The 20,535-nt window shown below is 72.1% G+C and carries 19 protein-coding genes; 12 read left to right on the top strand and 7 right to left on the bottom strand.

Annotated elements, in window-relative coordinates; genetic code table 11:
• Nucleotides 1–118 precede the first annotated feature (118 nt).
• Entirely contained in the window at nt 119–1,225 is a 1,107-nt protein-coding gene (locus I4Q55_RS05420; protein ID WP_242545308.1) for a S1 family peptidase, read from the top strand.
• Between the two features lie 42 nt (nt 1,226–1,267).
• On the opposite strand, the gene I4Q55_RS05415 is transcribed toward I4Q55_RS05420, so the two are convergent.
• Entirely contained in the window at nt 1,268–1,528 is a 261-nt protein-coding gene (locus I4Q55_RS05415; protein ID WP_206784880.1) for a GlsB/YeaQ/YmgE family stress response membrane protein, read from the bottom strand.
• Nucleotides 1,529–1,646: 118 nt separating this feature from the next.
• On the opposite strand from I4Q55_RS05415, the gene I4Q55_RS05410 reads away from it, so the two are divergent.
• The 4 genes from I4Q55_RS05410 (at nt 1,647) to I4Q55_RS05395 (ending at nt 7,426) form a co-directional block, all read left to right on the top strand.
• Nucleotides 1,647–2,072 carry a pyridoxamine 5'-phosphate oxidase family protein gene (locus I4Q55_RS05410; protein ID WP_206784879.1) on the top strand — a complete coding sequence of 142 codons (426 nt, stop codon included), beginning with the start codon at nt 1,647–1,649 and terminating at the stop codon, nt 2,070–2,072.
• Nucleotides 2,073–2,280: 208 nt separating this feature from the next.
• Complete coding sequence (locus tag I4Q55_RS05405) at nt 2,281–4,104, top strand: alpha-L-fucosidase (protein ID WP_206784878.1); 1,824 nt, start codon at nt 2,281–2,283, stop codon at nt 4,102–4,104.
• A 9-nt stretch (nt 4,105–4,113) separates the two neighbouring features.
• Entirely contained in the window at nt 4,114–5,982 is a 1,869-nt protein-coding gene (locus I4Q55_RS05400) for a beta-N-acetylglucosaminidase domain-containing protein (RefSeq protein WP_206784877.1), read from the top strand.
• A gap of 214 nt (nt 5,983–6,196) precedes the next feature.
• Complete coding sequence (locus I4Q55_RS05395) at nt 6,197–7,426, top strand: HNH endonuclease signature motif containing protein (protein WP_206784876.1); 1,230 nt, start codon at nt 6,197–6,199, stop codon at nt 7,424–7,426.
• 477 nt (nt 7,427–7,903) lie between these two features.
• Here the strand turns inward: I4Q55_RS05395 and I4Q55_RS05390 are convergent, their stop codons facing one another.
• Nucleotides 7,904–9,094: a hypothetical protein gene (locus I4Q55_RS05390; protein ID WP_206784875.1), complete on the bottom strand. Its 1,191-nt coding sequence runs from the start codon at nt 9,092–9,094 to the stop codon at nt 7,904–7,906.
• Nucleotides 9,095–9,249: 155 nt separating this feature from the next.
• Here I4Q55_RS05390 and I4Q55_RS05385 point away from each other — a divergent pair, with 155 nt between their 5' ends.
• The 5 genes from I4Q55_RS05385 to I4Q55_RS05365 are packed head-to-tail and all read left to right on the top strand — an operon-like array spanning nt 9,250 to nt 12,887.
• Entirely contained in the window at nt 9,250–9,483 is a 234-nt protein-coding gene (locus tag I4Q55_RS05385; RefSeq protein ID WP_206784874.1) for a PLD nuclease N-terminal domain-containing protein, read from the top strand.
• Entirely contained in the window at nt 9,480–10,448 is a 969-nt protein-coding gene (locus I4Q55_RS05380; RefSeq protein ID WP_206784873.1) for an ABC transporter ATP-binding protein, read from the top strand. Before I4Q55_RS05385 ends, I4Q55_RS05380 begins: the two co-directional genes overlap by 4 nt.
• The gene (locus I4Q55_RS05375; protein ID WP_206784872.1) at nt 10,445–11,107 is read left to right on the top strand and encodes a hypothetical protein; all 663 of its coding nucleotides are present in this window, start codon (nt 10,445–10,447) and stop codon (nt 11,105–11,107) included. The genes I4Q55_RS05380 and I4Q55_RS05375 overlap by 4 nt, the downstream gene beginning before the upstream one ends.
• Before the next feature lie 5 nt (nt 11,108–11,112).
• Nucleotides 11,113–12,246 carry a sensor histidine kinase gene (locus I4Q55_RS05370; RefSeq protein ID WP_206784871.1) on the top strand — a complete coding sequence of 378 codons (1,134 nt, stop codon included), beginning with the start codon at nt 11,113–11,115 and terminating at the stop codon, nt 12,244–12,246.
• Nucleotides 12,243–12,887, top strand: a complete 645-nt coding sequence (locus I4Q55_RS05365) for a response regulator transcription factor (protein WP_206784870.1) — start codon at nt 12,243–12,245, stop codon at nt 12,885–12,887. The genes I4Q55_RS05370 and I4Q55_RS05365 overlap by 4 nt, the downstream gene beginning before the upstream one ends.
• Here I4Q55_RS05365 and I4Q55_RS05360 read toward each other — a convergent pair.
• Both I4Q55_RS05360 and I4Q55_RS05355 read right to left on the bottom strand, forming a co-directional pair.
• Nucleotides 12,879–13,439, bottom strand: a complete 561-nt coding sequence (locus I4Q55_RS05360) for a PadR family transcriptional regulator (RefSeq protein ID WP_206785036.1) — start codon at nt 13,437–13,439, stop codon at nt 12,879–12,881. The genes I4Q55_RS05365 and I4Q55_RS05360 overlap by 9 nt on opposite strands.
• 6 nt (nt 13,440–13,445) lie before the next feature.
• On the bottom strand, nt 13,446–13,835 hold the full coding sequence (locus I4Q55_RS05355) for a nuclear transport factor 2 family protein (RefSeq protein WP_206784869.1): 390 nt from the start codon (nt 13,833–13,835) through the stop codon (nt 13,446–13,448).
• Nucleotides 13,836–14,011: 176 nt separating this feature from the next.
• On the opposite strand from I4Q55_RS05355, the gene I4Q55_RS05350 reads away from it, so the two are divergent.
• Nucleotides 14,012–14,827, top strand: coding sequence for an intradiol ring-cleavage dioxygenase (locus I4Q55_RS05350; protein ID WP_206784868.1), 816 nt, complete (start codon nt 14,012–14,014; stop codon nt 14,825–14,827).
• A 4-nt stretch (nt 14,828–14,831) separates the two neighbouring features.
• Here I4Q55_RS05350 and I4Q55_RS05345 read toward each other — a convergent pair whose 3' ends face one another.
• From I4Q55_RS05345 to I4Q55_RS05335, 3 genes are all read right to left on the bottom strand, one after another.
• Nucleotides 14,832–15,575: an SDR family oxidoreductase gene (locus tag I4Q55_RS05345; RefSeq protein WP_206784867.1), complete on the bottom strand. Its 744-nt coding sequence runs from the start codon at nt 15,573–15,575 to the stop codon at nt 14,832–14,834.
• 102 nt (nt 15,576–15,677) lie between these two features.
• The gene (gene fadD8 / locus I4Q55_RS05340) at nt 15,678–17,279 is read right to left on the bottom strand and encodes a fatty-acid--CoA ligase FadD8 (RefSeq protein ID WP_307793121.1); all 1,602 of its coding nucleotides are present in this window, start codon (nt 17,277–17,279) and stop codon (nt 15,678–15,680) included.
• A 143-nt stretch (nt 17,280–17,422) separates the two neighbouring features.
• Nucleotides 17,423–18,823, bottom strand: a complete 1,401-nt coding sequence (locus I4Q55_RS05335; protein ID WP_206784866.1) for an alpha/beta hydrolase domain-containing protein — start codon at nt 18,821–18,823, stop codon at nt 17,423–17,425.
• 316 nt (nt 18,824–19,139) lie between these two features.
• Here I4Q55_RS05335 and I4Q55_RS05330 point away from each other — a divergent pair, with 316 nt between their 5' ends.
• Nucleotides 19,140–20,507, top strand: a complete 1,368-nt coding sequence (locus I4Q55_RS05330; protein ID WP_307793120.1) for a sigma-70 family RNA polymerase sigma factor — start codon at nt 19,140–19,142, stop codon at nt 20,505–20,507.
• The last annotated feature ends 28 nt before the right edge of the window (nt 20,508–20,535 follow it).

The following is a 20,535-nucleotide window of genomic DNA, read 5'->3' as shown; positions in this document are numbered from 1 at the left end:
GGCGGCGGACCACCCTCGACCCACCGGATCACCGGTGCCGGCCCCGTGGGCCGGCTCGTCCGGCGCGGCCATCCCCTCGCGCCGGCTTCGCCCGCGATCGCGAAAGTGAGTTACCGGCATGCGCAGAACGTCCCCGGGACACCACCTCCTCGCCCGCTCCGCCACCACCCTCGTGGCCGCCGCCGCGGCCATCGGCTTCTTCACGCCCGTTTCCGCCACCGCGACCACCATCGACGGCTACTCCGCGACCGTGCAGCAGGAGGCCGTCGCTTCCCTCGCCGCGGAGGCCGGGATCAGCGAATCCGCCGCCGTCGCCCTGCTGCGCACGCAGGCGGCGAGCGTCGGCACGCTGCAGCGTGTCACCGCTTCCCTCGGGGCCCGCGCCGCCGACGGCTACCTCGACGCGGCCGCCAAGCCCGTGGTCAACGTCCTGGACCAGGCCGCCGCCGAGCAGGTCGAGCAGGCCGGCGCGCAGGCCCGGCTGGTCAAGCACTCCAGCGCCGCGCTGGCGAGCGCGCAGGACGCCCTGCAGGCGCTGCCCGCGGTGGCGCACACGGCGATCGGGCTCGACCCCAAGACCAACCAGGTCGTGCTGACCCTGGCCGACGCGGCCAAGGGCACCGAAGCCCTGCTGAAGGCGGCGGCCTCGCTCGGCGACCGCGTCCGCGTGGAGCGGGTCGCCGGCGAGATGCACACCGCGATCTACAACGGCGAAGCCATCACCGGCGGCGGTACCCGCTGCTCGGCGGGCTTCAACACCAACCGCGGCGGCCAGAACTACATCATCGACGCCGGTCACTGCACCCGCGCGGTGTCGCAGTGGAACGTCGGCCCGTCGCAGGGCGCGAGCTTCCCGACCAACGACTACGGGCTGATCCGCAACACCACCGGCAGCGCGCCCGGCGCGGTCACCCTGTGGAACGGCTCCACCCAGCGGATCACCTCCGCCGGCACGGCGACCGTCGGGCAGCGGATCAGCAAGAGCGGCAGCACCACCCGCCTCACCTCGGGTTCGGTGCAGCGGACCAACGTGACGGTGAACTACGCCGAGGGCTCGGTGTACCAGCTGATCCAGACCAACGCGCTGGTCAACCCCGGCGACTCCGGCGGCTGCCTGTTCGCCGGCAGCGTCGGGCTGGGCATCACCTCCGGCAAGGGCGGCGGGAGCTCCTACTTCCAGCCGGTCGGCGAGGCGCTGAGCGCCTACGGCGTCACCCTGAACTGAGCCGGCGCCGGTGGGGCACCGCGCCGGTGCCCCACCGGTACCTCAGTCGCGGCGGCTGAAGACGAGCCGGTAGCCGGCCAGGATGATCAGGGCGCCCAGGATCGCCAGGCCCCAGGTGCGCAAGTCGAAGAACGTGCCGAGCTCGGTGTGGAACAGGGTCTTGCCGACCCAGCCGCCGACGAACGCGCCGGCGATGCCCAGCAGGACGGTGATGATGCAGCCGCCCGGGTCCTTGCCCGGCATGAGGGCTTTCGCGATCACCCCGGCGATGAGTCCCAGCACGATCCAGGCGATGATGCCCACGAAGTGTCCTTTCGTCCGCGCCTTCCGGCCGGCCCAGGATGGCACACGTCCACTGTGGAACGCAGCGCGACCTGCGGAGGTGGGCGTTTTGTCGGACCCCCGGAGTAGCTTCGGCCGCATGGCGCTTTCGAAGGAAGAACGCGAAGAGTTCCTGGCCCAACCGCACGTCGGTGCGCTGTCGGTGGTCGAGCGGCCCGGGCGTGGCCCGCTCACGGTCCCCATCTGGTACCAGTACACGCCGGGTGGAGAGCTGTGGGTGCGCAGCGCGCCCGGTTCGCGGAAGACGCGGGCCATCGAGGCGGCCGGCCGGTTCAGCCTGCTGGTGCAGCGAACCCGGCCGACGGCCCGGTACGTCTCGGTCGAGGGGCCGCTGGTGGCCACCGGCCCGGACGACCCCGAGCGGGCCCGCGAGATGGCGGCGCGCTACCTGCCGCCGGACAAGGTCGACGATTTCGTGGCGTACGAGCGCGAGCAGCTCGGCGAGCACATCACCCTGGTCATGCGCCCGGAGCACTGGCTGTCGGCCGATCTCGGGCCGGCTTGACCGGTGACCCGTCGGATCAATCCCGCTCTCGGCGAGCATTCGACACCTTCACACGCCGAGAGGAGGGCCAAACCGGACACTTTCCGGCGACATTCCTTGTCATCTCGTCAGGTCTAGACATCCGATGGCTGGCCGACCTAATCTGGCGATCGTCCACCCCAGCTCGCCGCCGCCGGGTCAGTGGCCGCGGTCCGTCACGAGGAGCGTCATGCCGATCCGGACCCCGCTCGGTTTCCTCCTCGCCGTCGTCGCGGCCGGAGCCCTGCCCACGGTGGCACCGGCCGCGGCGGCCGCCTCGGACGACGGGTGTGGCGGTCCGATCCGGCCCGCGACCGTCATGACCGTCCAGGCCTGCGACAGCCCGGCCCGGATCGTCGCGAAGGCCGCGGCGGTCGTCCCGCGCGCCGGGCAGCTGGCCTGGCAGCAGCGGCCGGTCACCGCGTTCACCCACTTCGGGATGAACACCTTCACCGACCGCGAATGGGGCTCCGGCGCCGAGAAGGAATCGACCTTCGCGCCGCCGGCCGTCGACACCGCCCAGTGGATGCGGTCCCTGAAGGCCGCCGGGGTCACGCAGGTGATGCTCACCGCGAAGCACCACGACGGCTTCGTCCTCTACCCGACCCGGTACACCAACCACTCCGTCGTCGCCAGCCCGTGGTGGCTCACGCCGGGCTGCACCGACCCGAGCCGGGACGCGGCGCAGGCGAACCGTGCCCACGACCCGTCCGCGTACTGGCAGACGCGGAACACCGCGTGCGCGAATCCCCGCGGCGACATCCTGCGCGACTACGTCGATTCGGCACGCGCGGCCGGGCTGAAGGTCGGCGTCTACCTCTCGCCCGCCGACGGCGCCGAGCTGCCGAAGCAGTTCTTCGGCGACGAAGTGCGGCGGATCGAAGCGAAAGTCGCCGCCGGGCAGCCGTTGAGCATCGAAGAGCAAGCCACCTACGAAGACCGGGCGAGCGCGCCGCAGGGGCAGGGCCGCTACGGCACGAACAGCGCCGTCACCCGCCGGACGATCCCGACGCTGGTGCCGCACGACGACCGCGCCGCCGCGCTGGCAGCGGGGAAACTGCCGAAGTTCACCGTCGACGAGGACGACTACAACACCTACTACCTCAACCAGATCTACGAGCTGTTCACCCAGTACGGCCCGGTCGACGAGCTGTGGCTCGACGGCGCGAACCCCTGGCGCGACCACGGGATCGGCGAAACCTACGACTTCACCACGTGGTTCCGGATGATCCACGCGCTGTCCCCGGACACCGTCACCTTCGCCGGGCCGGCGGGCGTGCGCTGGGTCGGCAACGAGGCCGGGCAGGCGCGCGAGACGGAGTGGAGCCCGCTGCCCACGACCGGCGACCCGGCCACCGCGCACAACGAGGAACTCTTCGTCGGCGGCGCGACCGCCGAAGACCTCGGCTCGCGGCAGGTCCTGGCCGACCCGTCGGTGCGCTACCTGCAGTGGGCGCCCGCGGAGTCCGACGTCTCGATCCGGCCGGGCTGGTTCTTCCACCCGGACGAACAACCGAAGCCGCCCGCGCAGCTCGTCGACATCTACCGCCGCACCGTCGGGCGGAACTCCTCGCTGCTGCTCAACGTGCCACCGGGGCCGGACGGCCGGATCGCCCCCGCCGACACCGCCGCGCTGGCCGGCTTCGGCCGGGCCATCGCCTGGACGCAGGCCCGCAACCTCGCCCAGGGCGGCCCGGCCGCCGTCACGGATTCCTCGCTCACCACGGCGGAACCACTGGATCGCCCGCTCGACGTGCGGCTGCCCAGGCCGGTCACGTTCGACCAGATCCGGCTCGGCGAGGACATCACGCGCGGCCAGCACGTGGAAGGCGCGCTCGTGCAGGCCGAGATCGGCGGCAGCTGGCAGACGCTGGCCACCGTGACGACCATCGGCTACACCCGGCTCGTCACCCTGCCCGTGCCGGTGACCGCAGGTCACCTGCGCGTCGTCGTCACGCAGTCCCGCGCCACGCCGTACCTGGCCACCTTCGCCCTGTACCGCACCGCTGCCTGAAAGGGAGCCATGACCGCCCGCCGCAGAGCCCTGTTCGCCGCCGCCGTCACCCTCGCGGCCACCCTCACCGCCGCCGGACCCGCCGCCGCGAGCGGCGCGTTGCCGCCGGTTTCCCCGACTCCGCAGCAGATCAGCCGTACGTCCGCGGACGTGCGGCTGCCGTCGTCGGTCGCGCTCGTCACCGACGCCGGCACCGACCCGGCGGCCAAGGACCTGCTGACGTCGTTGTTGCGCGACCACGGCGTCACCATCGGCGGTCACGGCCTGGCCATCCGGCTCGGCAGCACCGGGAAGGACATCCCCGAGCAGGCCGAGGGGTACGCGCTGAGCGTGTCCCGCGCCGGGATCACGATCGGCGGGCGCGACGGCGCCGGGCAGTACTACGGCGTGCAGACGCTGCGGCAGCTGTTCGTCCGGTCGGGACCCGGCTGGGCGGTCGGCGGTGCGGCCGTGCGCGACTGGCCGAACATGGCGTTGCGCGGCTCGATCGAAGGCTTCTACGGTCCACCGTGGACGACCGCGGACCGGCTGCGGCAGCTCGCGTTCCTCGGCGAGGTGAAGGCCAACACCTACATCTACAGCGCCAAGGACGACACCTACCTGCGCGCCCGGTGGCGTGATCCGTACCCGGCCGGCGAGCTGGCCACGCTCGGGCAGCTGGTGCGCGCGGCGACCGCGCACCACGTCGACTTCACCTACGCGCTCTCGCCCGGCGTCTCGATCTGCTTCTCGTCGCCGGCCGACATCGCCGCGGTCGAGGCGAAGTTCCAGGCGGTGTACGACCTCGGGGTGCGCTCGTTCTCGCTGCCGTTCGACGACATCTCCTACACCAAGTGGAACTGCGCGGCCGACCAGACGGCCTTCGGCGCGCCCGGGCAGGCCGCCGCGGGCACGGCGCAGGTCTCCCTGCTCAACACGATCACCGAAAAGTTCGTCAAGACCCACGACGGCGTCCGGCCGCTGCAGACCGTGCCGACGGAGTACAGCGACCTGAAGGACTCGCCGTACAAGACCGAGCTGCGGGAGCACCTCGATCCGTCGGTGGTGGTGCAGTGGACCGGCACCGACGTCGTCCCGCCGAGCGTGACCACCGACGAGGCCGAGCAGGTGTCCACAGTGTACGGACGCAAGGTCTTCCTCTGGGACAACTACCCGGTCAACGACTACGAGCAGTCGGCCGGACGGCTGCTGCTCGCGCCCTACGCCCAGCGGCAGGCCGGGCTTTCGCGCTACCTCAACGGGATCGTCGCCAACCCGATGAACCAGGAGGCGGCCAGCGAGGTCGCCGAGTTCGGGGCCGCGGACTTCGCCTGGAACGACGCGGGCTACGCGCCGGAGCGGTCCTGGCCGCGGGCGCTGGCCCGGCTCGCGGGCGGCGACCCGCGCGCGACGGCGGCGCTGACGGTGTTCGCCGACCTCGAACACCTGGCGCCGACGTTCGGCCCGACGCCGTGGCAGCCGCAGGCGCCGGTCCTGGCGGCGAAGACCGCCGCGTTCTGGCAGCGCTGGAACGCGGGGGACCACCGCGCGCTCGCCGACCTGCGTGCCTACGCGGTCCGGATCCGCGACGCGGCAGGCGTGATCCGCGCCGGCCGGGTAGAGCGCGCGTTCGTCACCGAGGCCGGCCCCTGGCTGGACGCCACCGCGTTGTGGGGCGACGCGATGGTGACCCGGATCGACGCCCTGGCCGCCGCGACCCGAGGCGACCACGGGAAGGCGCAACGCCTCACCTCGGTCGGGGACGCCCTGGTCACGCGGGCGCAGGCGGTCAAGACCGGCAACACCAACCGTTGGGGCATCAGGCAGGCGCTCGTCGGCGATGGTGTTCTTGACTCGTTCCTTGTTCAGGCTCGGGCTGTGACGGTCGGGTCTTCGTGAACCCGGTGGCTGGGTTTCAGGCACGGCTTCGCCGTGGCGTGGGAAATCGGCGCTCCAGGGGTTGGGTTGCGTCGTTGGTCGGTAGCGCCGATTCCCCACGCTTCGGTTGCCCTGCCGGACTTTTCGGTGTTCTCGGGTTCGGACAGCGGCTTTACCTTTTGTTCCCACCGTATCGAGTGATGACTCTGTGTTCGATCGCCGGTAGTTTGGAGGCATGACCAACGACGTGGCTCTCTCCTCCGAGGCGGTGGCCTTCGCCGACCGCATCGGCGAGTTGGTCACGCGCATGCGGTCCGCCGAAGCCGAACTCGGGGCGGTCCTGGTGGAAATCGAGCAGCGCGGGGTGATGGAGCTGTTCGGCTACCGCTCCGCCGCCCGCCTGCTGGAACACCTGGCCGATATGCCGAAGCCGGCCACGGAACGGCTGATCAAACGCGCCCGCCTGCTCAACCCCGGCCGCAACCTCGACGGCAGCCCGATCCCCGCACTCGCGCCCGCCACCGGCGCCGCGGCCCGTGCTGGGCGGTTGAGCAACCCGATGATCGACGTGATCACCAACGTGCTGGCCCAGGTTCCGCCCGAGCACTGCGCGAGCGCCGAGACCAACCTGCTGGCTTTCGCCGAGGAGGCCGGGCACAAACAGGTCGCCGCCCTCGGTGCCCGCATCCTCGCCCACCTCGCCCCCGACGGCCCCGCACCCGACGACACCGAACCCGTGGTTCCCACCCGGGAACTGTTCCTCCGCCACAAAAGAACCGGCATCTGGGAACTGAGTGGCCGGTTCGATGATGAGACCGGCACCCGCGCCCACGCCCTGCTCGACGCTTTGGCCGAGCGCCGCACCGGGGATGAGGGTCCCGACTTCCGCACCACCCCGCAGCGTTACGGGGATGCTTTCTCCGACGCCGTCGACCTGGCCCTGAATTCTCCGGAGTTGCCGATGCAGGCCGGGGAACGCGCCCACGTCATGGTCGCGGTCTCCCTGAACGACCTGAAATCTGGTGTTGGCAAGGCGACCCTTGGCGATACCGGGACGATGACCGCGGCCGAAGCGCGGGTGCATGCCTGCGACGCCATGATCATCCCCGCCGTGCTGGGCGACAAAAGCGAACCGCTGAACCTGGGCCGCCTCCGCCGATTGATCTCCGCCGGACTCCGCCGCGCGTTGTTCCTCCGGGACCGGGGTTGCGCCTTCCCGGGCTGTCATCGGCCACCCCGGCACTGTCAAGGTCACCACATCCGGCACTGGGCAGACGGTGGCCCCACCGATCTCACCAACCTGGTGCTGATGTGCGCCCACCACCACCGGCTCCTGCACCGATCCGGCTGGGAAGTCCGCATCGCCCCCGACGGGTTACCGGAGTTCCTGCCACCGGTATTCATCGACCGGCGCCGCAAACCAAGGCGCAACAACCTCCACGAACCACTCCCATTCACAGCCTGAACACGGGACGGGCCCGCAGCCCCACGGCTGCGGGCCCACACCCACGCGCGCACCACAAGCCACCCGTTGATCGCCGCGATTCGCCGGCCAGGCCGGACTCCGGTGTTCAGGTTCACCCCAGTCCAGACCAGCTCGACGTGGCGCCCGGACTGACGAGCGGGCTGGTCCCGAGCCCGCCCGGCAACGGCTCGTCGTCGCGGAACTGACCAGCAGGTCGACGGTCACCACGACAGTGGCGGTCAGCCGAATCATCACGAGAGCAGGCATTACCAGATCCTTTCGCTCGACGCGCGAGCGCCACGAGGTCGCGGGCGCGCCGAACGAGGGCGGCGTGATCGTGACCGGCACGCGCAGTGCGGCGTGCCGGCCGGAGGCGAGGTCGGGGTGGCCGGCGGGTGCCGGCCCGAGGAGCAGCGGGACCGCAAGCGGCAACCCGAGGCGGTGGCGCCGCCCCGGGTTGACGCTGGTCACGCTGCCTCAGCCACCGCCGTAGGTGGCCTGGGTGACCGCGAAGACGTTGCGGTTGCCCACCCCTTCCTGCATTGTCCACAGCAGGTCGGCGGCGGTGGCGTCCTCCCAGTAGGAAATGCTCTCGCCGCCGCTGACCCAGGCGAAGGTCTGCGCGGCAGCCGCCGGCTTCCAGTAGTAGAGCTGTTTCGAACCGGACGACTGGAACCACCAGCGGCCGTTGTGCGACGCCACGCCGTTGAGCTTGTACCAGGGCAGCTGCAGTGCCTGGCTCGCCGTGGTCGTGGCCGCGAAGGTGCCGGTGGCGGCGAACGGGTAGCGGATCGCCCGCGGTGCCCGGTTCGGGTAGCTGGTGCAGCCGGAGGAGCACGTGTACTCGGTCATCACGATCGACTTGCTGACGCGGTCGAGGGAAATCGACGACCACGCGAGGTTCGTGCCCGATGTCGTTTTCGACGAGATGGTGCCGACCTGCGGCAGGACGTAGGCGTAGTTGTGGGCGTAGTACGTGCTGCCGCTCTGCCGGCCGATCTGGTCGGCGGTGCCGCCGGTGCTCGTCTTGAGGATCTTGCGCATGTCGAACACGCGCATGCCCTTCCCGGTGTCGGCGACGTAGAGGTAGTCGCCGTACCAGGACATGCCGCCCGCGTGGATCGGGATGTCCTTGAAGTCCGGGGCGTCCGCGGTTCCGGTCGGCTCGACCAGCAGGATCTTGCGGTAGGCGTTCGGGTAGTCGGCGTCCCAGTCGACGAGGGTGATCCGGCTGCGCTGCTGGCCGCCGTCACAGCCGTCCTTGGTGTACCAGCTCACCGCGATGAGCTGGTGGCCGTCGTAGTTGCCGCCGTTCGCGGTGCCGACGGCGTCGCGGCTGGTGGTGATGCCCTGCGGGTAGTTGGTGCAGTCGGAGTTGTCGCCGCTGTCGAACCGGAACCCGGTCTCCAGCCCGGCGACGGAGAACGACGACGGCAGCGCGGTGCGGTTGTGGTTCGCGTTCTCCATCACGGTGTGGACGGCGGCGGTGCCCAGCGTCGACACCAGGGCGCTGTTCACCGCGTCGAACTGGTTGTAGTTGGCGGTCAGGGTGTACTGGTCGGCGGGCAAGGTGGACGGCGCGGCCGCGGCGGCGGACGCCGGCGCGGCCGCCAGGCCCGCCAGCACGCCGGCGGCCAGCGCGGCCTTGGCCAGACGGTGGAGTGACATGGGAGCCATCGTCGGACGGGCACGTACAAGAGTCGTACAACTCACCGGTTAATACTTTCCGCCTATTCCGTGCCGTCCGAACTTCCGATGTGCGCGCCCGCCGGACCGGCGATCGTGGACGTACTCACCCGTTGCGAGTCCGAAGTGGAGTACGAATGTCCGTGGCACACGAGACGACGCAGGCCTGGATCTTCATGGGTGTGGCCGGCGCCGCCGTCCTGGCCTTCGCCGTGCTGTTCCTGGCCGCGCTCGTCAGCATCCTGCGGTCCCCGCTGACCGGCGGGATGAAGCTCGTCTGGGTGGTCTTCGCCTTCTGCGCGCCGTTCCTGGGCAGCCTGCTGTGGTTCGTGGCCGGCCGCCGCGACGCCGTCGTTCCGGTCCGGCGATGATCGTCGCCGAAGGACTGGGCAAGTCCTATCGGGACGGCGCCGGGGTCGAGGGGCTGTCCTTCACCGTGCGCCCGGGCGTCGTGACCGGTTTCCTCGGCCCGAACGGCGCCGGCAAATCGACGACCATCCGGCTGATGCTCGGCCTCACCCGCGGCCGCGGCCACACCACGTTCGGCGGGCGGACCTACGCCGAGGTACCGGGTCCACTTCGGACGGTCGGTGTGCTGGCCGACGCCGCGGCGGTCCACCCGGCGCGGACGGCCGCCGCGCACCTGCGCATGGTCGCCGCGGGTGGCGGCGTGCCGTTCCGCCGGGTCCGCGAGGTGCTGGCGGCGGTGGGGCTCGCGGACGTCGCCGGGAAGCCGGCGGGCCGGTTCAGCCTGGGCATGAAGCAGCGGCTCGGCCTCGCCACCGCGCTGCTGGGCGACCCGGAGTACCTGATCCTCGACGAACCGGCGAACGGGCTCGACCCGCAGGGGGTCCGCTGGATCCGCGACCTGCTGCGGCGGCTGGCGGGGGAGGGCCGCACGGTCTTCGCGTCCTCGCACCTGCTCGCCGAGACGGCCCTGCTCGCCGAGGACCTGATCGTCATCGCCGGCGGCCGGCTCGTCTCGGCCGGTCCGCTGGACGAGTTCGTCCGGCGGCACGCCCGCGCGGACGTGGTGGTGCGGGCCGAGAGCCCGGGAGCGTTGCTGGTGGCGCTGGCCCGCGACGGCCTGCGCGTGCGGCAGGAGGCGAGGGAACTGGTGGTGGACACGGCCGACACCGCGCGGGTGGCCGCGGTCGCCGGCCGCGCCGGGGTGCCGGTGCGGGAGCTGTTCGTGCGGCAGAGCGGCTTGGAGGACGCGTTCCTGGCAGCGACCGCGGACGCGGCGACTGCGGGCGCGGTGGCCGCGGGGGCGATGACTGCGGACGCGATGACGACAGACGCGGTGACCGACCGGAGCCGAGGCGGGTTGCCGTGAAGCGCGCACTGGCTTACGAATGGGCCCGGGCCCGCTCCCTCCGGTCCACCTGGCTGCTCGTCACCGCCGCCGGCGTGCTGCAGTTCGCTTCCGGCCTCTACTGGGGCATCCAGCACGATCCCGGCGCCTTCGTCGCCGCGCTCGGGCTGGCCGGGAAGCTCGGCGCCCTCCTGCTCGCCGCGGTCGGTATTGCGTCCTTCGCGGCCGACCACCAGCACGGGACCCTGGCCACCACCCGTCTCGTGCTCCGGTCGCCCGCGCGGATCGTCGCCGCGCGGGCGCTCGTCAGTGGTGGTGTCGCGTTGCTCGGCGGCCTGTCGATGGTCGTCCTGACCGCTGCCGGCGTGGTGGGGGGGGGGCCCGCCCTGCCGGCCGTGGGGGGGGGGCATGGCGGGGCGGCCGGGGCGATCCTCCTCCTGGCCGTCCTTTCCGGACTCGCCGGCGTTGCGCTCGGGGGGCTGCTGCGGCACTCCGGCCTGGCTGTCGGTCTGTTCGGCGGCTGGGTGTTCGCCGGGGAGGTCACGCTGGCCCTGCTCGCCCACGTGCCCGCCACCGTCTTGCCCGTCGCCGGCACCGCCCTGCTCGCCGCGCCCGGCGTCGCCGTCTTCGCGGGCCTGGTCGCCGTGGCGCTGGCCGCGACCACGCGGACGCTAACCTGACCACGATGAAGCGATGGCTGAGCTGGTGGGACGGGCGCCCCGCCCTGCTGGCGCTCGACGTCGCGGTCGCCGCGGCCGTGATCGTCGTGTCCCTCACCGGCGGCGACCCGCGTGACCCGCACCCCGCGCTCTACGTGCCCGCCGTCGTCGTTTCCGGGCTCGCCCTGCTCGCGCGGCGGCGGTGGCCGTTCCTCGTGTTGCTCGTCGCCGTCGCCTGCATGCCCGCCGGGGTGACGCTGCTGCCGCTGATGGTCGCCCAGTACTCCGTCGCCGCGCGGCACGGGGTCAGCGTCCTGACCGGCGTTGCCGTGGTCGTCGCCGGGATCGCCGGCAACGTGCTGCCCGTGCTGCGCGACCCCGGGAGCTTCACCCTCGTCGTGGTCGTGCTCGGCACCTACGTGCTCGGCCCGGTGCTGGCCGGCCTGTGGATGCACCAGCGGGCCGTCCTGCTCGGCGTGCTGCGCGAACGCGCGGACGAAGCCGAGCGCACCCGGACGCTGCTGGCCGACCGGGCCGTCTTCGCCGAGCGGCGGCGGATCGCCCGCGAAATGCACGACGTCGTCGCCCACCGGGTGACCGCCGTCGCGCTGCAGGCCGGGGCCTTGTCGCTGCGGGCGCCGGACGAACCGACCGGGCAGGCCGCCGAGACGATCCGGGCCACCAGCGCGCTCGCGCTCGACGAACTGCGCGGGATCCTGCGGGTGCTGCGCGACGCCCCGGTCGGCGACGCCCCGGCCGAGGACGCCGGGCCGGGTGTCCTCGCGTCGCTGGAGGACCTCGTCGACGGCGTCGCCGCGACCGGGGCGCGGGTCGAGCTGAGCCTGCCCGACCCGCTGCCCGCGGTGCCCGACCAGGTCGGCCGGGCCGTCTACCGGGTGGTGCAGGAGTCCCTGACCAACGCCGGGAAGCACGCCCCGCACGCCGCGGTCGACGTCCGGCTGGCGGTCACCGGTGACCGGCTGACGGTCGAGGTGACCAACCGGCTGACCCCGCACGGCAGCACCGTCCCGGGGTCCGGCTACGGTCTGGTCGGGATGCGCGAACGAGTCGAGCTGGCAGGCGGTGACCTGCGGACCGGGCCGACCGGCGACGGCCGGTTCCGGGTGCTGGCGCGGTTCCCGGTGGGGGTGCGGCCGTGACGGTCAAGGTCGTGCTGCTGGAGGACGAGGAGCTCGTCCGCAGCGGCATCCGGATGATCCTGGAGTCGGCGGGCGACGTCGAGGTGGTCGCCGAGGACACCGACGGCGCGCGGGCGGTCGAGCTGACCGACCGCCACCGGCCGGACGTCGTGCTCACCGACGTCCAGATGCCGAAGGTGGGCGGCCTCGAGGTGGTCAAGCGGCTCGCCGGCCACCCCGCGGCCCCGGCGGTGGTCGTGCTGACGACCTTCGACGTCGACGAGTACGTCTACACGGCGCTGCGCCACGGCGCGGCCGGCTTCCTGCTGAAGGACACCCCGCCGCGCGAGCTGGTCAACGCGGTGCGCGTCGCGGCCCGCGGCGAGGCGATGCTGTCGCCGAAGATCACCAAGCGGCTGCTGGCCGAATTCGCCCTCGGGGGCGGCACTTCGCGGGCCCAGGCGAAGCTGTCGGTGCTGACCCCGCGCGAGCACGACGTGGCCGTCCACATCGGACGCGGGCAGAGCAACGCGGAGATCGCGCGCGCCCTGGTGCTCAGCGAATCCACCGTTAAGGTCCACATCGGACACATCATGGCCAAGCTCCAGGCGGCGAACCGGACGCAGGTGGCGATCCTCGTCCACGACGCCGGCCTAAGCTGACCCGCGCCGCCGGTCGAGCACCTTCAGCGACTGCTCGCACCACCGCAGGTTCTCCCGCTCGAACGACAGGCCCCGCATCAGCGTCAGGTACGGGCCGATCCGCTCGGCTTCGGCGAGGTAGTCGTCCTCGAAACGGCCGTCGAGCAGACGCGCGCGAAGCCGTTCGTAGCCGGCGATCTTGGCCTCCGCCCGGGCCATCCGCTCCGCCAGCGCCCGCCGGACCGCCGCCTCGTCGCCCGCGTCCACGGCCTGGACCTGCACCAGCAGCTCGTCGCGGATCACGCTCGGCCGGGGCGGGCGCGCGGTGAACGCGTGCAGCTCCCGGTGGCCGGCTTCGGTCAGGGAGAACAGCCGTTTGTCCGGGCGCCGCTCCTGGCGGACCAGCTGCGCCTGCACCAGGCCGTCGGCCGCCATGCGGTCGAGCTCCCGGTAGAGCTGCTGCGGGGTGGCCGCCCAGAAGTTCGCCACAGAGGCATCGAACCCCTTCGCCAGGTCGTAGCCCGACGCCTCGCCTTCGAGCAGCGCCGCCATCAGCGCGTGCCGCAGTGCCATACTCAACTAGTTGACTGCTTCACGCTGGATCCGATCGAACTGCGCCGCCATCGCCTCCGCGAGGGCCTGCGCCGCCGACAGCGGCCGGACCATCACTGTGAACTCGTCGATCAGGCCGGCTTCGTCGAGGTGCAGGAAGTCGCAGCCCTCGACCTGCACGTCGCCGATCCGGGCCTCGAACACGAGCGCGTGGTCCCGGCCTTCGCCGCCGGTCAGCTCGCGCACGTACCGGAAGTCCTCGAACACGCGCAGCACGCCGCGCAGGATGGCGGCGGTGATCGCCTTGCCGGGGTACGGCTTGAACGCGACCGGGCTGCGGAACACGACGTTCTCCGCCAGCGTCGCGGCCATGGCCTCGGGGTCGCGTGCCTCGACGGCCTTGCGGAAGCTGTTCATGCCCACCTCACCTACTCAATTTTTTGACTATTCCGGGTGAGCATACCCCGGCCCGGCGATCGATCGGCAACGGATAGCTTCGTCACAGGCCTGTCTCAGTTGCCGTCGTGACGCTTGGCCCCAAAGCCGGGTCAAGCGGAAGCCGGCCGGCCATTACCCACCACGGGAGGACGGGCATGGGGAACGACCACGAGGGCCGGCGCGTCAGCCGGCGCCGGCTGCTCGCCGGCGTGAGCTCGATCGGCTTCGGGGCGCTCGTCACGGCGTGCGCCGGCAAGGGCGCCGGCCCGAGCACCGTCACGACGTCCACCGGCGAGACGGTCACGCTGGAGGCGGTCACCGACGCCGACCTCACCGCCCTCCTCTCCGGCGCGCAGACGTGCACGCTCACCGCGTCCACCACGCAGGGGCCGTACTACTTCGACGCCGGCAAGATCCGCAGCGACATCCGCGAGGACAAGCCGGGCACGAAGCTCCGGCTCGCCCTGCAGGTGCAGGACAGCGAGACCTGCCGGCCGATCCCGAACGCGGTCGTCGAGATCTGGCACTGCGACGCGGGCGGCCTGTACTCCGGCGCGGAGGCGGCGTCCGGCGGCAGCGGCGGGGCACCGCCGCCGCCGGGTGGCGGCGACGGCGACCTCGTGCCGGCCGACGACACGCGCTACCTGCGCGGCGCCCAGGTCACCAACCAGGGCGGGATCGTCGAGTTCACGACGATCTGGCCGGGCTGGTACCGCGGCCGGACCGTCCACATCCACGTGATGGTGCACGTCGGCGCCGAGAAGACGCTCACCACACAGCTGATGTTCGACGAAGCCCTGAACGCGCGGGTGCTGGCCACCGAGCCGTACGCGCGGCACACCGGACGGGACACCTTCAACGACGACGACTCGATCTACCGGCCGAGCATGCTGCTGAAGGTGGCCCAGGCCCGCGACGGGTACGTCGGCGGCATCGTCCTCAACGCCGACCCGGACCACGACGGCGCGTAGTGCCTCACGCCCGGGCGAGCCACTCGGCGAGCGTCGTCTCCGAGAGCCGCGCGCCCGCTCCCGGCAGGAGGTCCGCCCGTCCCGGCACCGCGCCGAAGTACGGTGCCCGCGGGTCGGTGACCACCTGGCGCGGATCCGAGCGCGCGGTCAGCACGGTGCGCACCCACTCGTCGAGCCCCAGGACCTCCGGCCCGGCGACCTCGGTGACACCCCCGACGGCGTCCCCGGTGGCGACCCGCCCCACGGCGGTGGACACGTCGGCAGCGGCCATCGGCTGCACACCGGCGCCGGGCAGCCGCACGACGCCGTCGGTGACCGAGGTGTCCGCGATCCCGCCGGCGAACTCGAAGAACTGCGTCGCCCGCACGATCGAAAACGGCAGCCCCGACCCCGCGATCAGCTCTTCCTGCGCGACCTTCGCCCGGAAGTACCCGACGTCGGGCTGCCGGTCCGTGCCCACCACCGACAGCGCGACGTAGTGCCCGACGCCCGCTTCCTTCGCCGCGTCGACGAGGTTGCCGGTCGAGGTGCGGAAGAAGGCCATGACGTCGTCGTCGGCGAACGACGGCGAGTTCGAGACGTCCACCACGACGTCGGCGTCCCGCAGCACCTCCTTCAGCCCTTCGCCGGTCAGGGTGTTCACGCCGGTGCTCGGCGCCGCGGGCACCGCTTCGTGGCCCTGCCCGGCCAGCCAGGTCACCAGGTGCCTGCCGATCAGACCGGTCCCGCCGATGACGACGACCTTCATGTGTCCGTTCCCTCCGTTCGGCACCGCCCGGCGGCGCTGCTCATCCCTGGGGACGAGAGTGCTCGCCGATTCGTGACAGCGGAGGTTGTCGGATCAAACGGCCTATACGTCGGCGCTGTGCCGCGCGTACTGGGCGCGCAGGGCCTTCTTGTCGGGCTTGCCCAGCCCTGTCATCGGCAGCGACTCGGCGACGACCACCTGCTTGGGCACGTGCACCGGGCCCTTGCGCTCGCGGACCGCCGCCTGGATCTCGGCCGTGAGCCGCTCGAGGCCGGTGTCCGCGTCCTGCCGCAGGACCACGACCGCCGTCACCGCTTCGCCCCACTTGTCGTCCGGGGTGCCGATGACACCCACCTGCGCGACCGCGGGGTGCTCGGCCACGACGTCCTCCACCTCGCGGGGGAACACGTTGAACCCGCCGGTGACGATCATGTCCTTGACCCGGTCGACGATGAACCAGAAGCCGTCCTCGTCCTCGCGGGCGACGTCGCCGGTGTGCAGCCAGCCGTCGCGGAAGGTCTCGGCGGTGATCTCCGGCAGGTTCCAGTAGCCGCCGGCGAGCAGCGGGCCGGCCACGCAGATCTCGCCCGGCTCGCCCGGTGCCACCGGGGCGCCGTCCGGGCCGAGCAGCGCCGTGCGCAGGAACGCCGACGGACGCCCGCAGGAGGCCAGCCGCGCGTCGTCGTGGTCGCCCTTGGCGAGGTAGCTGATCGCCATCGGAGCTTCGGACTGACCGTAGTACTGGGCGAAGATCGGGCCGAAGCGGTCGATCGCCTCGCGCAGCCGCACCGGGTTGATCGACGCCGCCCCGTAGTACACCGTCTGCAGTGAAGACAGGTCGCGCGTGCGCGAGTCGGGGTGGTCCATCAGCGCGTAGAGCATCGTGGGCACGAGCATGGTCGCGGTGATCCGCTGCTCTTCGATGATCCGCAGGGTTTCGGCGGGGTCGAACTTCGGCACCACGATCAGCGAGCCGCCCTTGAGCAGCGTCGGGGCGAAGAACGCGGCGCCGGCGTGTGAGAGCGGGGTGCAGATCAGGAACTTCGGTGACTCGGGCCACTCCCACTCGGCCAGCTGGATCTGCGTCATCGTGGTCATCGCCCGCGCGGTGCCCATGACGCCCTTCGGCTTGCCGGTGGTCCCGCCGGTGTAGGTGATCGAGACGACCTGGTCCGGCGGCAGCACCGCGGGCTCCAGGGGTTGCGGCTCGAACTTCGCGGCGGCCGCGGTCAGGTCCGTGCCGACGTGGGCCAGCGGTTCGGGCACCGGCCCGATGGTGAGCACCTGGGTCAGGCCGGGGACCTTGGCCAGGAGGCCGAGCGCGCGGTCGACGAAGGCGGGCACCGGGTCGATGATCAGCGTGGTGATGCCGGCGTCGGCGAGGATGTAGGCGTGGTCGTCGAGCGACCCGAGCGGGTGCAGCGCGGTGCGCCGCGAGCCCTGCAGCTGACCGGCGGCGATGATGAGCAGGACTTCCGGCCGGTTCAGCGACAGCAGCGCGACCGGCGCGCCGGTGCCGGCCCCGAGCGCCTCGAAGGCCTGGGCGTACTGGCTGACCTGTTCGGCGGTCCGGGCCCCGGTCATCGTGGTCTCGCCCAGCACCATGACCGGCTTGTCCCGATGCCGTTTCAGTGCGGAGACGACCAGGTGGCCGAGGTGGTTCGGATACCGCATCGCCTGCTCGTCCATCCCGGTCCCTTCCACGGCGCCAGACTAGAACACGTTACTGTTTTGGACAAGATACGGCGATCCGGCCGGGTTTGTCAGCTGGGGTCGTGGTGGAACAGGTTTCAGGGGCCGCGCCGACGGTGCCCGGGGCGGCCCGGGCACCGCTCCTTTGTGGACGGTTACGGCACCGGCACCGGCGCCGCCTGCGCCCTGGCCACGGCCTCGTCGCGGTCGGGCCGCAGCAGGTAGCCCGCCCGCACGGCCCGGTCCGCCGCCGCGGTGAACTTCGCGACGTACGTGGCGTGGTCCGGGTACAGCTGCCGGATCCGGTCCGGCGTCAGCGGCATGGTCGTGCCGAGCAGCAGGCACGCGCCGGGCACGTTGCCGCCGGTGTTGTTGGGCGAGTAGGCCGCCACCGGGACGTCGAGGTCGGGCAGCCGGACGCCGCCGAGGGCGTTCTGGTCGCCGTCGCGCAGGATGATGAGGTTGAACAGCATCGAGATCGGCGGCGCCGTGGGCGGGGCGGCGCCGCCGCGCGCCCAGCGGTCCAGGTGGCGGAACGCGGCGTTCTCCGCGTAGCGGAACGTCATGCTGTTGACCGGCTTGTCGCAGGTCGTCGGAGCGCCGTTGTTGATCGACTTGTCCCGGGCGTTGGCCGCGTTGTACAGGTCGAGGCCGTACTGGTCGGCGTGCGCGGTGCCGGCGACCTCCCACGTGCGCACCCGCGCGGTGTCCTGCCGGACCGAGGCCGACGCGACGACGTCGGTCTCCGCCTGCAGGACGAACACCGGGACGCCGAGGTCGGTGCGGATCCGGGCCGACAGAGCGCCGACGACGCCGTCGCCGATCGGTGCGGCCAGCGCGGCCCGGCCGTGGATCAGGAAGCCGTCATAGCTCCGCCGCACCGGCTGGACGGCGTTCGCGAAGGTGGTCAGCCGCAGCGCGGACTGCGAGTGCCCGCTGCCGAGCACGATCGACGGCGTCCGGCCGCCCAGCAGCTGCGGGTTCGCCCGGATCGCCTGCGCGGCCTGGGAGAACACGTCGTAGGAAAGCGCGTCGCCGCCGAGGTTCACCGCGGCGTACCGCGCGGGGTCGAGGCTCTTGAGCTTGTCGGCACCGGCTTTCTGGGTCGTCAGGCCGACGTAGGCGTGGCCCTCGCGGACGAAGTGCTCGTAGGACTGCGAGAAGTCCACCGGGATGTCGACGCCGAAGCTGACGTTGAGCCATTCGACCACGACCGTGCCGGTGAACCGCGCGGCGTCGCGCGGTCGCACCACGACCATCCGGGTGGTGTACGGGGTGTCCGTGGTGGCCACCCGGGTGGTCCAGCGGCCGTCTTCGGTCCACAGTCCCACCTGCTCGAACGTGTCGGCCTGGCCGGACAGCAGGTATTCCTCCTCGACGTACCCGCGGGCGGCGAGGTCGAGGACGCCTCGGGCACCGCTGACCGGCCAGCCCCGCCCGGCGTTCGCGGGCACCGCCGCGACGGCCGGGGCGGCGGACGGTCCGGCGTGGGCGGCCGGGGTGATCGCGAAGGTGGGCAGGAGCGCGGTCAGCAGCACGAGCAGGGCTCTGCGCATGGGGAAACCCTTCTGGTCGTCGACGGCGCGCGAGCGGCTCCCGGCTCGTGTACCGTCCACATCGGACACTGGGTGGTGACCGGCCGGTCACCGCCGTTTTCTTTACTCGCCGGTAAAGGCCGGGGCAACGCCGGGTCGGCGAACCGGGGAGAATCCACCCGGGACCGCTCAGGGATGTGACAAGTCAACGCGCCCGTCACTCGCTTGGCGCGAAATCGGGAAAGTCCTTTCGGCGCCGCAACCTTGCGCAGGTGTCACTCGTTGCGCGACTATCTCGGGACGTTCTGCACGTGCACGCGCACGGCGAGGGGGAGTGGTGACCGATGTGGCGCCGGCGGTGGCCGGGACGACGGACGTCCCGAGCGACGCGGCCTTGATCGCGGCGGTCCGCGGTGGCGACATCGCGGCCTACGGCGAGCTCTACGACCGGCACCTCGTCGCCGCCCGCCGGGTGGCGGCCGCGATCGCGGCCGACCGGGCGGAGCGGGAAGACCTCATCGCCGAAGGATTCACCCGCGTACTCCGGATTCTGCGCTCCGGCGAAGGCCCGGACGAGGATTTCCGGCCGTACCTGCTGACGACCATCCGGAACACGATGATCAGCTGGCGCCGCCGCGACTCGGCCGTCTCGGTGGTCGCCGAGGTCCCGGACGTGACGCCGGGTGCGGGGAGTGACGAGCCGGTCGGCAGCCGGTTGCACGCCACGGTCGCCGCGGACGCGTTCGCGAGCCTGCCCGAGCGGTGGCGCACGGTGCTGTGGCGGACCGAGATCGACGACGAGTCACCCGCGGAGATCGCCGAGGACCTCGGGATGACGCCGAACGGCGTGGCCGCGCTGGCCTACCGCGCCCGCGAGGGCCTGCGCCAGGCCTACCTCGACCAGCACGTGCCCGAGGCGCGGCGGCGCAACTGCAAGAACGTCTCCGGTCAGCTGGCCAAGTTCGTGCGCGACGGCATCTCCGACCACAAGGCGCACCGGGTCGCCGCCCACCTCGACCGCTGCCCGGACTGCCGGGAGCTGGCCGACGGGCTCCGGCAGCTCAACCAGGAACTGCCCGCCACGGTGGCCCCGCTCATCCTGGGCATCCCGATCGTCTCGCAGTGGTTGTCCACCACCGGTTCGATCGCCTCCTCCGGGGCCGCCGCGGGTGCCACCGGCACGGGCGTGTCCGCCCTGTCGTGGGCGACGGCGGCGAAGGTGGCGGCCGCGGGCGCGGCGCTGGTCACCACGGTGACGATCGGCGCGAGCACGTCGAGTGACGCCCCGCCGCCGTTCTCCGGCGAGGGCACGACGACCCAGCCCGTGCGCACCGGACCGCAGGCCGGCTCCCGCGCCGGCGTCCCGCCGGGCGGCGTCGCACCGACCTCGGACGCGGCGGGCACGGCGGTACCGGGCGTCCCGGGTGGTGTGGAACCGACGGGCGTGCCGCCGGCGGGTGAGACAGCGGGAGCCGGGGAATCCGGGGAATCGGGAGCGGCCGGAACCGGAACCGGAACCGGAACCGGTAACGGCAACGGCAACAACGGAAACGGCAACGGGAACAACGGCAACAACGGGAACGGCCTCGGGAACGACCCGGCCGCGAAGGAGTCCAAGAAGGCGGCCAAGGAGTCGTCGAAGGCCGCGAAGGAATCCTCGAAAGCGTCGAAGAAGGCCGAAAAGACCCAGAAGAACGGGGGATGACCCGGCGCCACGCGGCGCCGGGTCATCC

It is taken from the genome of Amycolatopsis sp. MtRt-6, from assembly GCF_017308975.1.
Lineage (GTDB): Bacteria > Actinomycetota > Actinomycetes > Mycobacteriales > Pseudonocardiaceae > Amycolatopsis.
This window is presented reverse-complemented; position numbering and strand designations above follow the sequence as displayed.